General features: G+C 73.2%; 11 protein-coding genes. 10 read left to right on the forward strand and 1 reads right to left on the reverse strand.

Annotated features, from left to right (window positions below; all coding sequences use genetic code 11):
* Nucleotides 1–204 precede the first annotated feature (204 nt).
* Complete coding sequence (locus E0504_RS38425; protein WP_131626841.1) at nt 205–2,244, forward strand: DNA polymerase; 2,040 nt, start codon at nt 205–207, stop codon at nt 2,242–2,244.
* Between the two features lie 309 nt (nt 2,245–2,553).
* On the forward strand, nt 2,554–2,772 hold the full coding sequence (locus E0504_RS38430) for a hypothetical protein (RefSeq protein ID WP_131626842.1): 219 nt from the start codon (nt 2,554–2,556) through the stop codon (nt 2,770–2,772).
* Between the two features lie 81 nt (nt 2,773–2,853).
* Here E0504_RS38430 and E0504_RS38435 read toward each other — a convergent pair whose 3' ends face one another.
* Nucleotides 2,854–3,738, reverse strand: coding sequence for a ribokinase (locus E0504_RS38435; protein WP_235015159.1), 885 nt, complete (start codon nt 3,736–3,738; stop codon nt 2,854–2,856).
* Nucleotides 3,739–4,568: 830 nt separating this feature from the next.
* Between E0504_RS38435 and E0504_RS38440 the strand changes: the two genes are divergently transcribed.
* The 8 genes from E0504_RS38440 to E0504_RS38475 all read left to right on the forward strand — a co-directional run bounded on the left by E0504_RS38440 (nt 4,569) and on the right by E0504_RS38475 (nt 13,871).
* Complete coding sequence (locus tag E0504_RS38440) at nt 4,569–5,771, forward strand: LLM class flavin-dependent oxidoreductase (RefSeq protein ID WP_112104640.1); 1,203 nt, start codon at nt 4,569–4,571, stop codon at nt 5,769–5,771.
* A complete protein-coding gene (locus tag E0504_RS38445) occupies nt 5,768–6,547 on the forward strand; it encodes an acyl-CoA dehydrogenase family protein (RefSeq protein ID WP_131626843.1) in 780 nt (259 codons plus the stop codon). Before E0504_RS38440 ends, E0504_RS38445 begins: the two co-directional genes overlap by 4 nt.
* A 119-nt stretch (nt 6,548–6,666) precedes the next feature.
* Nucleotides 6,667–8,337: an ABC transporter substrate-binding protein gene (locus E0504_RS38450; RefSeq protein ID WP_112104638.1), complete on the forward strand. Its 1,671-nt coding sequence runs from the start codon at nt 6,667–6,669 to the stop codon at nt 8,335–8,337.
* Between the two features lie 10 nt (nt 8,338–8,347).
* Nucleotides 8,348–9,307: an ABC transporter permease gene (locus E0504_RS38455; protein ID WP_071066685.1), complete on the forward strand. Its 960-nt coding sequence runs from the start codon at nt 8,348–8,350 to the stop codon at nt 9,305–9,307.
* On the forward strand, nt 9,304–10,308 hold the full coding sequence (locus E0504_RS38460; RefSeq protein ID WP_112104636.1) for an ABC transporter permease: 1,005 nt from the start codon (nt 9,304–9,306) through the stop codon (nt 10,306–10,308). The genes E0504_RS38455 and E0504_RS38460 overlap by 4 nt, the downstream gene beginning before the upstream one ends.
* A complete protein-coding gene (locus E0504_RS38465; protein WP_112104635.1) occupies nt 10,305–12,098 on the forward strand; it encodes an ABC transporter ATP-binding protein in 1,794 nt (597 codons plus the stop codon). The genes E0504_RS38460 and E0504_RS38465 overlap by 4 nt, the downstream gene beginning before the upstream one ends.
* Before the next feature lie 199 nt (nt 12,099–12,297).
* Nucleotides 12,298–12,882, forward strand: a complete 585-nt coding sequence (locus E0504_RS38470) for a hypothetical protein (RefSeq protein ID WP_112104634.1) — start codon at nt 12,298–12,300, stop codon at nt 12,880–12,882.
* A gap of 98 nt (nt 12,883–12,980) precedes the next feature.
* A complete protein-coding gene (locus E0504_RS38475; protein WP_112104641.1) occupies nt 12,981–13,871 on the forward strand; it encodes a helix-turn-helix transcriptional regulator in 891 nt (296 codons plus the stop codon).
* The last annotated feature ends 161 nt before the right edge of the window (nt 13,872–14,032 follow it).

The following is a 14,032-nucleotide window of genomic DNA, read 5'->3' on the forward strand; positions in this document are numbered from 1 at the left end:
GGGCGAAGCCCCGTTAGTACTGAGCCGAAGTAGCTTGGCGTCACGGCCTGCCCTGGCGCTCCGCGGTTCCGCGGAACCCCAGGATCGACCGTGAGCCGTGGTGGCCGCGTCGTCGAGCAGGCGGCGTGCGCGCCGGAATCTGGCATGCGTAGATCCCGCACCCGTCCCGGGATTTCTGTCAGTGCGGCGGGAGAGGATGACCGCGTGGTCCCCACTTCCCGTCCCGCCCGCACGCCGGCCGCCGCGGGCGCCGGCGCCGGCGCTGGCGCTGGCGCTGGTGCTGGTGCTGGCTCTGGTGCCGCGGCTGGCGCTGGGGCCGGCGCCGTGGCCGCGCTGCGGGCGGCCGGGGTGGGCCGGGGCGGCCTGGTGGCGGTGGTCCCGGTCTCGGATGTCGCGGTGGCGCTGGCGTGCGCCGGCGCCGTCTGGGCCCAGCCCGCCGACCCGGCCGCCGTCCTGGCCGAAGTGGAGCGCGCCCTCGCCCCCCGGTGGGTCTGGTGGTCGGCACACAGCACCGGGGCACTGCTGACCAGGTCAGGTACCAGCACAATCGCCGGACCCCGCGCTGGCTCTGGCACCTACGTCGGCCCCGGCACCCACGCCGGCCCCGGCGCTGACACCGGTCCCGGGCGCAGTCCCGTTCCCGCCGTGTGCTGGGATCTCGCGGCGGCGCACCGCGTCCTGCACGGGGGGCACCGGGATGATCCGGCGGCGGTCTGGGCCGGCGCACGCGGACTGCCACTCCCGCCGCCACCGCCCCGGCCCCGCGCCGACGGCCAGCTCGACCTGCTCGCCCTGGTCGATCACTCGGGCGGCCCGGGTGACGGCGAGGCCGACGATCCGATCGGCCCGGACGGCCAGCTCCGACCGGGCTGGGCCGAGGAGACGCTGCGCGGCGCGGGCCCGGGCGGGACGGGCGCCCAGCTGGCCCGGGCCACCCGGCTCGCCCAGCTGGCCCTCACCGTCACGGCCGCTCAGGACGAGGCGCTGCGCGCACTGCCCGACCCGCGGGCGCGGCCGGCCGGGCTCCCGCTGGCCGTCCTGACCGCGCGGGCCGAGTCCGGCGCCGAGCTCCTCGCCCGCGAACTGCGACGGGACGGCCTGCCGGTGGACCGGCCGACCGCCGAGGCGACGATCGCCGCCGCGATCGGGCCGAGGCCCGACGGCGACGCCGCGGGCGCGGCTGCCCGGCGGGCCCGGGACGCCCCCGTCCTGCGCCACCTCGGCACGTCGGTCGACCTGCGCAACCCGGTGGCGGTCCGGTCCGCGCTCGCCGCGGTGGGCATCGACGTGCCGGACACCCGGTCGGGCCGGCTGAGCGCGCTGCGCGGTGTCCACCCTGTCGTCGAGGCGCTGCTCGCCTGGCGCAAGGCCGAGCGGATCGCGACGACCTACGGGTACCGGTGGCTCGACACCCATGTCGGCGCCGACGGCCGGCTACGGGGCGAGTGGCGCGGCAGCGACGGCGCCGCCGGCCGGATGACCGCGGCCGCCGGCCTGCACAACCTGCCGGCCGACCTGCGGGTCGTGGTGATCGCCGAGCCGGGGTACCGGTTCGTCCGCGCCGACCTCGGCCAGATCGAGCCGCGGGTGCTGGCCGTGGTCTCCGGCGACCCGGAGTTGACCAGGGCGACCCGGCAGGACGACCTCTACGCCCCGGTCGCGGCCAGCCTCGGCGTCGACCGGCCGACGGCGAAGGTCGCGGTGCTCGCTGCGATGTACGGGCAGACGACCGGCGTCGCCGGCCAGGCCCTGCGGCAGATGCGCGAGACCTACCCGGTCGCGCTGGCGTACCTGGACGCCGCCGACGCCACAGGCCGGGCCGCCGCCCTGGGCCGGCCACCGCCGAACCCACCGGTCACAGACCCACAGGCGCGGCTGCGGACGTTCGGCGGGCGGCGGGTCCCGCTGCGGTTCGCCGCGGTGGACGACGGCGCCGACGAGAACAGGGTGGGTATGACCTGGGGCCGGTTCGCGCGCAACGCCGTCGTGCAGGGCGCGGCCGCCGAGCTGTTCAAGGCGTGGGCCGTGACGGTACGCCAGTCGATCGCCCCGCTCGGCGGCGCGATCGTCCTCTGCCTGCACGACGAGCTGCTGCTGCACGTGCCGGCCCCGCGGGCGGAGGCGGCGGCGGAGGCGACCCGCCGGGCGCTGGACGCCACCGCCGGATACTGGGCCGCCGGCAGCGGGGTCCGTTTCGTCGTCGACATCGCGGTTGTGCGGCGGTGGTCCGATGCCAAGGCCTGACACCCGCCCGCACGGCGTCGCGAGCAGGGCGAAGCCCTCGGCGGCCCGGCGTAGTGCCCGACTGGCGCAGTGCCCGACCGACACAGTGCCCGAGGAGTGACCGAAAGGCTACTTCATGGCTTCGGCGCTGCGCTCCGGCCCGGCGTTACCCATGTGGGACGTTGGTGAGGTGATGAACTGCCCTTTGACCCTGGCGCGACCTACGGCCCTGGCGCGCCTCATAACCATGGTGCGACTCACGCCCGACAGGTGGCCGGCGACGCCCGGTGGTTGCCGCGAGCGGTGGCGGTTCGTGCCGGAGGCCACCCCGTGACCGCCTGGCGGCAGGCCCTCACCGCCCTCCAGCGGCGGGCGCGCAAGGCCCCGGGCTCGACGCCGGACGCGGCCCCCGCCGACCCTGGCGCGGCCCCCGCCGAGCCGTGCCCGCACCCGGCGGACGCGCTCGTCACCCGCCGGGCCGGCTCGCTCAGCCGCACCATGGTCCAGACCTGCACGGCCTGCGGTACCGAGTGGACGGCGCAGCCGTGACCCGCACCGCCGCGGAGGTGGACCACGCGGCAGCCGACCATGCGGCGGTTGACCGCGCCGGTCCCAGGGCACACGGCGATCTCAGAGCAGCGCGGCGATCTCGGCCCAGGTCGGCATGGAGGAGGAGGCGCCCGGGCGAGTCACCGCGATCGACGCCGCGATGACCGCCACCCGCACCGCCTGATCAAAGCCTTGCCCGGCCGCCAGCACGGACGCCATGACGCCGGCGAGGGTGTCGCCGGCGGCCGTGGTGTCGACCGCCTCGACCGGGCGCGCGGGCACCTCTGCGAGCACGGCGCCGCCGCGGGCCACGAGCACGCCTCGGGGGCCGCGGGTCAGCACCACGGTTCCGGCGGTCCGGCTCAGCGCGCGGGCGGCGGCCGTCTCGTCGTCGGTCCCGGCCAGCTCGCAGGCCTCCGCCGCGTTGGGGACGAGGATGTCGACAAGCTCCAGCAGGTCCGCGGGGACAGGCAGGACGGGCGCGGGAGTGAGCACCGTGGTGACGCCGCGGGCACGGGCGGCCGCCAGGGCCTCCCCGACCAGGCCCAGCGGACGCTCGAACTGTGTGACGAGAAGGCCGGACCGTGCGATCAGGTCGCGGGTGGCGTCGTCCAGCGCCATGACGGCCTGGTTCGCTCCGGGGACGACGACGATGCTGTTCTCGCCTCCGTCGACGACGGAGACCGCCGCGACTCCGGTCGGCGCCCCGACCGTCGCCAGCGCCGCGGTGTCGACCCCGTCGGCCGCCAGCCGCGCGCGGAGCGCGGCCCCGAACTCGTCGTCGCCGACGGCTCCCGCGAACCGGACCCGGCCGCCCGCGCGGGCCGCCGCGACCGCCTGGTTGAGCCCCTTCCCCCCGGGGACGGCCGTGAACGAGGAGCCGAACAGCGTCTCGCCGGGGCGGGGCAGGCGCGGCTGACGGACCACCAGGTCCATGTTCGCGCTGCCGAGGACGGCGATGGTCACCGGAGGCCGTCGCCGCGCGGAGTGGCGTGTCGCCATACCGCGAGTGTCCCGAACACCCCTGCCTGCCTCCAGGCCGGATCCGGCCCCGGCCTCACCACCTGCGACGCAATCCGTGATCTATCACGTTTACCGATCAGTTCGATCGCGGTTTGACGCTGGACACCATCCCTCTTCTCCACCATTCTGATGGACATGTCGGGGAACCTGGGTGCGAGTGCGCACGGGCCGTGCGTGGCTCGGGGCGCGGCGTCGCTCCGGTATGCGGCGCGCGTGCCAGCCGCCCGGTCGGTGCTGACCCGTCGGCGGTTCGTCGATTTCGGTCTCCTCACCACCGCCTGTTGTCGCCCCCGCTGAGCGGCCCGCGACGGCCGGCCACGGCACGCCAGGACGTCCGACGGGTCGCACTGGCCGGGTCTGCCGCCGCGGCTACCGGCGCCGCCCGCCCGTCCATCCGTTCCTGACCGACCGCTCCTGACCGAGGCCGTAGCCACGGCGCGGACGGGCGTGTTCCCACTCGCGGGCACGACCCGCCGATCCGCGGTCAGACACAGGACGGTGATCTCCGGGCTCGGGGACATCGGCATACCCGGAGCACCGGCCGGCCGGCTCCCCCCGTCTACGCCGCCGCCGGCAGGCCCGCTTCCCGATTGCGCGGCCGCCGGCCGCCGTCCCGCCCGACCACCCCCGATGCCCGCCGCCGGCCCGGCCTGACCCGGACCGGGCCCGCTCCGTCCCGCACCGCACCGCACCGAGCGGTTCGGGTGCGCGCGCCAGCTCCGTCGCGCCCAGAACCGCCCGAGCACGTAAAGCAACATCGAAAGGACCCCGGCATGACCAGTCCGACGGCCATCCCCGCGACCGCGTCCCCGCAGGTCGAGTTCATCAGCCTGTCGCATCTCAACCCGTCGACCGAGCTGAATCCCGTGCCGAGCCGGGGCATCGACCTGCCGTACTTCCGCAAGTACGTCCGCTCGCTCGAGGAGTCGGGCTACGACTACACCCTGCTCCCCTACGGCTCCAACAGCGCCGACTCGTTCGTTATCGCCTCGGCCGTCGGCCAGCTCACCGAACGCCTCCGCCCGATCGTCGCGCTGCGGCCGAACACCACGATCCCGCAGGTGGGGGCGCAGAAGCTCGCGACCCTCGACCAGCTCACCGAGGGCCGCGCCGTCGTCCACCTCATCTCCGGCGGCAACGACGCCGAGCAGGCCCGCCACGGCGACTACCTGCCGAAGGACCGCCGCTACGCGCGTACCTCGGAGTACATCGACCTGCTCCGCAGGTCCTGGTCGGAGACCGGCCCGTTCAGCCACGAGGGCGAGTTCTTCAAGTTCGACGACTTCGGCCCCGGCTTCCGGCCGTACGGCGACACGATCCCGATCTCGATCGGCGGCCAGTCCGACGCCGCCTTCCAGGTCGGCGGCGCCAAGGCGGACATCTTCAGCTTCTGGGGCGAGCCGCTGGCGGACCTGCGTGCGGAGATCGACCGGGTCAACGGGATCGCCGCCGCGGCCGGGCGCACCGACCGGCCGCGCATCTGGGTGACCTTCCGGCCGATCATCGCCAAGACGGACGACCTCGCCTGGCGCAAGGCCTTCGACTACGTCACGAAGCTCGAGAAGACGTACAGCGCGGGCGGCCCTCCCGCACGCTTCCTCACCGGCGCCCCGCAGAACGTCGGCTCGCAGCGCGCCCTGGACTTCGCCCAGCGGGCCGAGATCTACGACCGCGCGCTGTGGACCCGCACCGCGGCCGCGACCAACGCGGCCGGCGCCTCCACCGCCCTCGTCGGGAGCCCGGAGACGGTCGCGGCCGCCATCCTCGACTACGTCGACCAGGGCGCCAGCCTGGTCTCGATCCGTGGCTACGACACCCTCGCCGACGCCGTCGACTACGGCCAGCACATCCTGCCCCTCGTCCTCCAGGAGCTGGCGCACCGCGCCGCCACCGGGCAGCGTGGCACTCTGCAGGACGCCCACCCCGGCGCCCTCACCCCCGGTTTCGACCCCGCCGCACTGGCCGGCCTGCGATGACGACGGCGGTGCACACGCCCGAGCTGGTCCGTCCCGAGCTGGTCCGCCCCGACCTGTCCCCGGAGGCGCTGGCGGCCGTCACGGACGAGATCGCCGCGGTCGCGCCCGCCTACGACCGGACAGGCGAGATCCCGGTCAGGGGCCTGGAGGCCGCGCATCGCGCCGGGCTGCTGACCGCGACCGTGGGCACGCAGTACGGCGGACCCGGCCTCGGGCTCGTGGACACCGCCCGCATTCTCGTCGCCCTCGGCGAGGGCGACGCGTCCGTCGCGCTGCTCGCCGCCAACAACCTCGGCACCCACCAGGCACAGGCGGCCGCCGGCTACTGGCCGGAGGCGTACTACGCCGACTTCCTGCGCCGCAGCGCCGAGGGTCCGACGCTCGCCAACGCCGTCCGCAGCGCCTTCACGCGGTTCGCTCTCGAGCGGGTGCCCACCGCCCTCGGTCGCCCGATCGCGACGACCGAACGCATCCAGACCGTCGCGGGCGAGATCGACGCACAGATCGCCCAGGCGGAGACCCTCCTGTTCGGCGCGCTCCTGCGCGCCGAGGCCGGCGACACCGGTCACCTGCCGCAGCTGTCGCTGCTGAAGATCCAGATCGCCCGCTCGGCGATCGCCACGGTGAACACCGCGGTCGCCGCGCCGGGCAACCCGGCACTCACCCGGTACCAGCCGTTCGAGCGCCTGCTCCGCGACGTCCTGTGCGTGCGGGTCCACCCACCGCAGGAGGACACCGCCCTGCTCGCGGCCGGCCGCAGGCTGCTCGGCCAGTAGTCCCTCGGCCAGCACCGGTCCTCGGGCCAGTACCAGTCCCTCGAACCAGCACCAGTCCCTCAGGCCAGCACTCCCGACGACAACCATTCCAACCCTCGAGAAAGAAAAGAAACGAATCGATGAAACGACGCCTTCGCTCGCCCCGGCCTGGCCTCATCGCCACGGCCCTGGCCGTCACGGCCGCACTGGGCCTGAGTGCGTGCGGCTCGTCCGGTGACGACGGCGCCTCCAACGACACCGCCGGAGCGCCCGTTGCCGGCGGCACCCTCAAGGTCGCGTTCTTCCCCGACAACCCGGCCTTCAACTGCCTCGACCCGTTCCAGACCTACTGGATCGAGCACCGCACCGTCATCCGCAACGTCGCCGACTCGCTGACCGACCAGGACCCCAAGACCGGTGAGATCAAGCCCTGGCTCGCCGAGAAGTGGGAGATCAGCGCGGACGGGAAGGAGTACACCTTCCACCTGCGCGACGGCGTCACGTTCAGCGACGGCACTCCGCTCGACGCCGCGGCGGTCAAGGCCAACTTCGACGGCGCCAAGAGCGTCGTGGAGGAGACCGGCGGCGCGACCTACGGTGCGAGCTACATCCTCGGCTACGACCGCAGCGAGGTCGTCGACCCGAGCACCGTCAAACTCTTCTTCTCGACGCCGAACGCCTCGTTCCTGCAGGCCACCTCGACGACCAACCTGGCGATCATCTCGCCGGCGTCGTACAAGAAGACCATCAAGGAGCGCTGCCTCGGCGACTACGTCGCCTCCGGGGCGTTCACGCTGGAGGGCTACAAGCCCAACGAGCTCACCACCCTCAAGCGGCGGCCGGGCTACGCCTGGGGCTCGGCGCTGTCGGAGAACACCGGCGAGGCCCACCTCGACACGGTCGAGTTCAGCTATGTCGCCGAGGACAGCGTGCGCACCGGCAACCTGCTCAGCGGCGCGGTCGACATCGCCTGGCCGCGTAACCCGTTCACGGTCGAGGACCGCGAGCTGATCGAGAAGTCGGGTGACGTCGTGGAGTCCCGGCCGCTGCCGGGCCCGGCGTCCACGTTCTACGCCAACGTGAGCGCGGGACGCCCGCTGGCGGACCTCAACGTCCGCAAGGCGCTGTACAAGGCGTTCGACCTCGAGAGCTACGCCAGGACGGTGTTCGGCGCCGACTACCCGGTCGTGGAAGGTGCCTTCGACACGACGACGCCGTACTTCGTGTCGCAGGCCGACAAGCTTCGCCACGACCCCGAGGGCGCGGGCAAGCTCCTCGACCAGGCCGGCTGGAAGCTCGGCCCCGACGGCTACCGCCACAAGGGCGACCAGAAGCTCACGCTGTCGACCCCGACCACCCAGTTCAACGTCGGCTCCGAGCTGATCCAGGACCAGCTCAAGCAGGTCGGCATCGACCTCGTGCTGGACACCACGACGACGGCCGAGCTTCCCGCGAAGCTCAAGAACGGCGACTACGACCTGACCGCGACCTACTTCACCCGGGCCGACCCGGGCGCGCTGCAGTTCATCCTCAACCCTGAGATCGCCAACTCGAAGGCGCTCGCGACCAACGCGACGACCCCCGAGGTCCAGGCGAAGCTCAAGGAGCTGTTCGCCAGGGCGGCGCAGACCACCGACGCGGAGCAGAGCAAGCAGGCCTACGCCGACCTGCAGAACCTGCTCATCGACGAGGGCGTGTCGTTCCCGCAGTTCGAGCGGGTGCAGTTCGCGGGCGTCAGCAACGAGGTCCATGGCTTCGCCTTCACGTCGGAGAGCTTCCTGAAGCTCAACGACGTGTGGAAGCAGCAGTAGGAGAACCCTGATGACTCGGTACATCCTCGGTCGGTTCGCCCAGGCGCTCGTCGTGCTCTGGGCGGCCTACACCGTGACCTTCGCGGTCCTCTACCTGCTGCCGAGCGATCCGGTCGCCCTGCAACTGGGAGCGGCGGGGATCGAGACCGACAAGCTCACCCCTGAGCAGCTCAACACCGCGATGGCCCAGTACGGGCTGGACCGTCCGGTCCTGAATCAGTACTTCTCCCACCTGTGGGGCTTCCTGCACGGAGACTTCGGTGACTCGATCTCCAAGCAGCAGCCGGTCGCCGACCTCATCGGCGACCGGCTGGGCCCCACGGTCGCGCTGAGCATCACCGCGGCCACGCTCTCGCTCGTGGCCGGGATGGCGCTGGCCTACCTGGCCTCGTACATGCGGTGGCGGCCGGCCCGGCTGTTCCTGACCCGGCTGCCCTCGTTCGGGGCCTCGTTCCCCCAGTTCTTCATCGCGCTGCTGCTGATCCAGCTGTTGTCGTTCAACCTCGGCTGGCTGCCGGCCACCGGGGTGAAGGGCTGGAAGTCGCTGGTGATGCCGTCCATCACGATCTCGCTGCTGACGGCCTCGATGCTCGCGCAGGTGCTGATGCGCAGCTTCGACGACACGCTCCGCCAGCCCTACATCGTGACGGCGCGCGCGAAGGGCCTCTCCCGGGCGGCGGTGCAGTGGCGGCACGGCTTCCGCAACGCGCTGCTGCCCGCCCTGACCATCCTCGGCGTCCTGGTCGGCCTGACCGTCACCAGCGCGATCGTCGTCGAGACGGTGTTCTCCCGCAACGGCCTCGGCAAGCTCGCCCAGGAAGCTGTGCTGGCGCAGGACGTTCCGGTGGTCCTCGCGATCGTCTCGCTGGCGGCCGCCGTCTTCGTCTTCGTCAACCTCGTGGTCGATCTGCTCTATCCGTTGCTGGACCCCCGCATCGTGCAGGGCCGGCGGAAGGTGGCCTCATCGTGACCGTCTCGGCTGCCCACATCGCCAGCCCGGCCGCCGGAGCCAGCCCGGCCACCGCCGGAGCGGATCCGGTCAGCACCGGAGCCGGCCCGGTCACCACCGGAACGGATCCGGTCACCACCGGAGCCGGCCGCGCCGCCGGCGAGGCGCTGCTCGACGAGTCCCAGCCCGGCGGACGGCGAGCCAACCTCGCCGCGAGTCTGCGGACCCTCGGTTCCAGGCCGGGATTCGTGATCGCGGTGCTGTTCATCGCCTTCGTGGTGGTGACGGCGTTCGCGCCGGGTCTGTTCACCTCGCACGATCCCTACGCGACCGCGCCGGCCGACCGGCTGGTCGGCCCGGGTGCCGGCCACCTGTTCGGCACCGACGAGCTCGGCCGCGACCTGTGGTCCCGCATGCTGCACGGCTCGGCACTGACGATCAAAGCCACCCTGATCGCGCTCGGGATCGCGATCGTGGCCGGACTCGCGCTCGGCGTGATCGCCGGCTTCTTCGGTGGTCTCGTCGACGCGCTGCTCATGCGGGGCGTCGACGTGCTGCTGGCCATCCCGAGCCTGCTGATGGCGCTGTCCATCGTCACGGCCCTGGGTTTCGGCACGGTGCCGGTCGCCGTCGCCGTCGGCGTCGGCATCGTGCCGGGATTCGCCCGGACCACCCGCGCCGAGGTGCTGCGGGTGAAGACCCTGCCCTACGTCGAGGCGGCGCGTGGCGGGGGGGCGTCCTGGCTGCGGGTGCTGCTGCGCCACGTGCTGCCGAACTCGTGGGGCCCGGTCGCCGTGCTCGCCGTGCTGGACACGGGCGTCGCGATCATCGCGATCGCGTCGCTGAGCTTCCTGGGCTTCGGCGCGGCGCCGCCGACCGCCGAGTGGGGCACCCTCATCTCCGCCGGCCGCAACTACCTCGTCACCGCTCCGTGGGTCTCGCTGCTCCCCGGGCTGTTCGTCGCCATGACGGTGCTGAGCCTCAACCACATCTCGAAGACCCTCCAGGAGCTCGAGCGATGACGGCCGGAACGAGCCAACTGACGAGCCCGCCGACAAGCCCGCTGGTCAGCCCACTGGTGACGATCCGGGATCTCCACGTCGGCTACGTCCGCCGCCGCCGGACGGCGCCCGCCGTGCGCGGCGTGGACCTGTCGATCGGGTCCGGGGAGATCGTCGCCCTCGTCGGCGAGTCGGGCTCGGGCAAGTCCACGATCGCGAACACGATCATCGGCCTGCTGCCCGACAACGCCCGCGTCACCGCCGGCAGCGTCCTCCTCCACACCGGCCCGGACCCTGAGGATGCCGACGGCCCGGCACTCGATGACCGTCTGGACCTCGACGAGCGCGGCCGGCGGCCGGTCGAGATCGTCGGGGCCAGAGAGAAGGTCCTGCGTGAGCTGCGCGGCCGGGTCGTCGGGCTCGTGCCGCAGGACCCGATGGTCGGGCTCAACCCCACCCGCCGCATCGGCGGGCAGGTCGCCGAGGCGATCCGGCTGCGCGGGGTGACCGGCGACGATCTCGACGCCGAGGTGCTCGAGTTCCTCGCGCAGGCCGGCGTCGACAACCCGCAGCTGCGCGCCCGTCAGTACCCGCACGAACTGTCCGGTGGCCTGCGCCAGCGCGTCCTCATCGGGATCGCCCTGGCCGGCCGGCCCCGCCTGATCATCGCCGACGAGCCGACCAGCGCCCTCGACGTGACCGTGCAGCGCAGGATCCTCGACCACCTCGAAGGGCTCGTCCGCGAGTCCGGGATCTCGCTGCTGATCATCACGCACGACCTCGCCGTCGCGGCCGACCGCGGTGACCGCGTGGTCGTCCTGCAGGACGGGGAGATCGTCGAGCAGGGCCCACCGGGCGACATCCTGGTGAGCCCGGCGCAGGACTACACCCGGCGACTTATCGCGGCCGCGCCCGGTCTGGCCCACGGCGGCCAGATCGTGCCCCGCTTCCAGCTTCCACCCGAGCAGGTGGCCACCCCGGACCCGGTGATCCGGCTGGAGAACGTCTCCAAGCGCTACCCGCTGCCGGGCCGGCAGGCCGGCTCGTTCCTCGCCCTGGACGGGGTGTCGGTCGAGGTGGCCCGCGGGCGCACGCACGCGCTCGTCGGCGAGTCCGGCTCCGGCAAGACCACGATGCTGCGCATCGCGTTCGGCTTCGAGCAGGCGACCGACGGACGGGTCAGCCTCGACGGCGTCGACATCACCGGCCTGGGCTGGAAGCAGACCCGGCTGCTGCGCCGCAAGGTCCAGCTCGTCCACCAGAACCCGTACGCCTCGCTCGACCCGCGCTTCACCGTCGGGCAGAGCATCACCGAGCCGCTGGTGTCGTTCCGGATCGGCGACCGGCGCACCCGCACGGCCCGCGCGCTGGAGCTGCTCGACCAGGTGGCGCTGCCCGGCTCCTACCTCGACCGGCTGCCGGCGGAGCTGTCCGGCGGCCAGCGCCAGCGCGTCGCCATCGCCCGCGCGCTCGCCCTCTCCCCCGAGCTGGTGCTGCTCGACGAGCCCGTCTCGGCGCTCGACGTCTCCGTGCAGGAACAGATCCTCGAGCTGCTGACCGACCTGCAGGAGCGCCTCGGCCTCAGCTACCTGTTCGTCTCGCACGATCTGGCCGTCGTCGCGCGGATCTCGCACACGGTGTCGGTACTCAACCGCGGCCGGCAGGTCGAGTCCGGCTCCGTCGCCGCGGTGTTCGGCTCGCCGAGCAGCGAGTACACCCGGGAGCTGATCGACGCCGTCCCCGGCCAGCGCGGCGCCACCCGCCAGGCCGGCTCCCGGGACGACGATGTGCGGGAGGTCGCACGGACCTGAGCGACGCGCGCTCGGTTGCCGGCCCGCAAGCCCGTATCCTAGGATTCCCGCTGCCATCCGGACATTCTGGCGCGCCACTTCGGCCGGAGTACGCGTATTTTCACGAGCGGCGTCGGGGATGACGTCTCGGATGAATTGCGGGCCGGATGGCGAGCTGACAAGACCGTGTACTGATCATATGGTCTTGAAACGGGGATCAATGCGGATCGGAAAGCTGCTCCCACGGAGCGCGGTGGCCTGTGCCGGGGTCGGGCTGGCACTGCTGGTCACCGCGTGCGGCGGGGGCGGCACGGACGACGACTCGGCCACGGCAGGCGCGTCCAGTGCCAGCGAGGTGCCGCACACCTGGGCGACCGACGTCCCGGACAACCTGACCGGGGGTTCGGCGACACCGGCCCCGGCAGTCACGGTCGCGGCCGCCGCACCCACCGTGTCGGCCTCCGCCGATCCGCGTACCGGCGTCATTCCCGCGGATTTCCCGTTCCCCCCGGGGGCGACGGTGACCGTGTCCGACAGCAAGCCGACCGACGCGACCCTCAACCTCGCCGGCGTCACCCCGGCCGCGACCCTCGCCTTTTACCGGCAGGCGCTGCCGGGCGCCGGTTACAAGTTCTTCCAGGAGGGCGGTTCCGACGGGAGGACGAAACTCACCTTCACCGGGCGGAGCCAGAGCGTGGAAATCCTCGCGGGCGGCACCCGGACCCCCGAGCCGGTGCTGGTCATCTTCGCGGTGGAGGGCGGCGGCGTCGACAGCCGCCGCAGCGACCGGGTGGCGTGCGCCTGACGCGGCCGTGACCGCGCTCGGCCGGTCCCAGCCGATCCGGCGACCCGGGTACCGGCAGGGCCTCCCTGACCCGCGGCGCCCCGCCTACCGTGGACGGGGTGGATAACCGGGCGCAGATCCGCGAGTTCCTGGCCTCGCGGCGGGCGAGGCTCACGCCGGGGCAGGCGGGCCTGCCGAGCTACGGCGGGCACCGGCGCGTGCCGGGCCTGCGCCGGGAGGAGGTCGCCCTCCTCGCCGGTGTGAGCGTGGACTACTACACCCGCCTGGAGCGCGGCAGCCTGCCCGGCGCCTCCGACGGCGTGCTGGACGCGATCGCCCGCGCCCTGCAGCTCGACGAGGCCGAGCGGGCGCACCTGTTCGACCTGGCGCGGGCCGCGAACGCCGCGCCGGGCGCCCGCCGCCGCAGCCCCCAGCGGGTCCGGCCGGGCATCCAGCGCATCCTGGACGCCGTCACCGCGGCGCCGGCCTGGGTGCGCAACGGCCGGATGGATCTCCTCGCCGCCAACCCGCTCTACTCGGAGATGCTGGCCGATCCGGTGCGCCCCGCGAACAGCGCCCGGTTCGCCTTCCTCAACCCGCGTGCGAGGGAGTTCTTCACCGACTGGGAACGCGCGGCCAACGACATCGTGGCGATCCTGCGGGCCGAGGCCGGCCGCTCTCCCTACGACCGGGCCCTCAGTGACCTGATCGGTGAGCTCTCGACCCGCAGCGAGACGTTCCGCACCCGGTGGGCGGCGCACGACGTGCGTTTCCACCGCACCGGCGCGAAGCGGTTGTGCCATCCCGTGGTCGGCGACCTGGACCTGGCCTTCGAGGCCATGGAGTTCCCCGGCGACCCGGGACTCACCATGATCATCTACAGTGCCGAGCCCGGGTCGCCGACGAGCGACTCGCTCCGGCTGCTCGCGAGCTGGGCGGCCACCGTCGACGAGACCGGCCACACCGAAGCCGGCCACGCCGAGGCGGGCCACGCCACCGGCGAGGCCTGAACCGTTGCACGAGAGCGCCGGATAGCGCCGCTCATGCCGCCTCACCTTTCGGTGAGGCACCCCGGGTCTGACCGGTCTTGGCCGTGCCCGGTTCCCGCTTCACAGCCACCCGCCGCCGCGCCGGTGGTGCTGGCGCGTTGGTCTTACGGTCGGCTCCACGG

Source organism: Parafrankia sp. BMG5.11, assembly GCF_004337455.1.

Bases quoted from the DNA above. Each gene is read 5' to 3' on its own strand.
- E0504_RS38440 (WP_112104640.1), top strand. From the start codon at position 4,569: ATGACCAGTCCGACGGCCATCCCCGCGACCGCGTCCCCGCAGGTCGAG.
- E0504_RS38445 (WP_131626843.1), top strand. From the start codon at position 5,768: ATGACGACGGCGGTGCACACGCCCGAGCTGGTCCGTCCCGAGCTGGTC.
- E0504_RS38450 (WP_112104638.1), top strand. From the start codon at position 6,667: ATGAAACGACGCCTTCGCTCGCCCCGGCCTGGCCTCATCGCCACGGCC.
- E0504_RS38455 (WP_071066685.1), top strand. From the start codon at position 8,348: ATGACTCGGTACATCCTCGGTCGGTTCGCCCAGGCGCTCGTCGTGCTC.
- E0504_RS38465 (WP_112104635.1), top strand. From the start codon at position 10,305: ATGACGGCCGGAACGAGCCAACTGACGAGCCCGCCGACAAGCCCGCTG.
- E0504_RS38470 (WP_112104634.1), top strand. From the start codon at position 12,298: ATGCGGATCGGAAAGCTGCTCCCACGGAGCGCGGTGGCCTGTGCCGGG.